Origin of the sequence: Paraburkholderia sp. BL18I3N2 (assembly GCF_003001875.1) — a bacterium.
Lineage (GTDB): Bacteria > Pseudomonadota > Gammaproteobacteria > Burkholderiales > Burkholderiaceae > Paraburkholderia > Paraburkholderia phytofirmans.
Window position 1 is genome coordinate 1 of record NZ_PVNC01000074.1, and the last position, 1,096, is coordinate 1,096.

2 protein-coding genes are annotated in these 1,096 nt (G+C 61.9%); both read right to left on the minus strand.

Annotation, left to right across the window (positions count from 1 at the left end; translation table 11 throughout):
• Nucleotides 1-699 (minus strand): glucose-1-phosphate thymidylyltransferase RfbA (rfbA, locus tag B0G75_RS40050; protein WP_106314961.1); only part of this gene is annotated, 699 nt, incomplete at its 3' end.
• Between the two features lie 10 nt (nt 700-709).
• On the minus strand, nt 710-1,096 hold a 387-nt coding region (locus B0G75_RS40055), incomplete at its 5' end, for a GDP-mannose 4,6-dehydratase (protein WP_181309457.1).

Consider the following 1,096-nt stretch of genomic DNA (forward strand, 5'->3'; position numbering starts at 1 on the left):
GATCAGCGAGTCATGCGTGCCGGTATCGAGCCACGCGTAACCACGGCCCATGATTTCCACTTCGAGCGCGGCGTTGGCGAGATAACGCGAGTTGACGTCGGTAATTTCGAGTTCGCCACGCGACGACGGCTTGATGTCCGCGGCAATGTCGCAGACCTGGTTGTCATAGAAGTACAGACCCGTGACGGCATAGTTCGAACGCGGCTTGGCAGGCTTCTCTTCGATCGACAGCGCGCGGAACTGCCTGTCGAATTCGACCACGCCATAACGCTCAGGATCGTGCACGTGGTACGCAAAGACCGTGGCGCCGTCGGTCTTCTCGCTGGCGCGCTCGAGCTGCTTCGCCAGATCGTGGCCGTAGAAAATGTTGTCGCCGAGAATCAGCGCCGACGGATCGTTGCCCACGAAATCCCGGCCGATGATGAACGCCTGCGCGAGCCCGTCCGGCGACGGCTGAACCGCGTACTGGATATTCATGCCCCACTGGCTGCCGTCGCCCAGCATTGCTTCGAAGCGCGGCGTGTCCTGCGGCGTGGAGATGATCAGCACATCGCGAATGCCCGCCACCATCAGCGTGGACAGCGGGTAGTAGATCATCGGCTTGTCGTAGACCGGCAGCAACTGCTTGGAAACCACGTGCGTGATCGGATACAGGCGTGTGCCCGAACCGCCCGCGAGAATAATGCCTTTGCGCGCCATTGCCGTGCCTTTACGCGCGCTGCGCGTAGTTGGTCTCAACCCACTTGCGATAGTCGCCCGAAGCGACTTCGTCCGACCATGCCTGATTGTCCAGATACCACTGGACCGTTTTCGCGAGACCCGTTTCGAACGTTTCCGCGGGCTTCCAGCCGAGTTCGCGTTCGAGCTTGCGCGCGTCGATTGCATAACGGCGGTCGTGGCCCGGACGATCCTTCACATAGGTGATCTGATCGCGGTACGACGCGCCCGTCTTCGGGCGCAACTGGTCGAGCAGGTCGCACAGCGTGTGGACCACGTCGAGGTTCTTCTTCTCGTTCCAGCCGCCAATGTTGTACGTCTCGCCCGGCGTGCCGCGCGCGAGCACTTCGCGGATCGCGCTGCAGTGGTCGCCGACGTA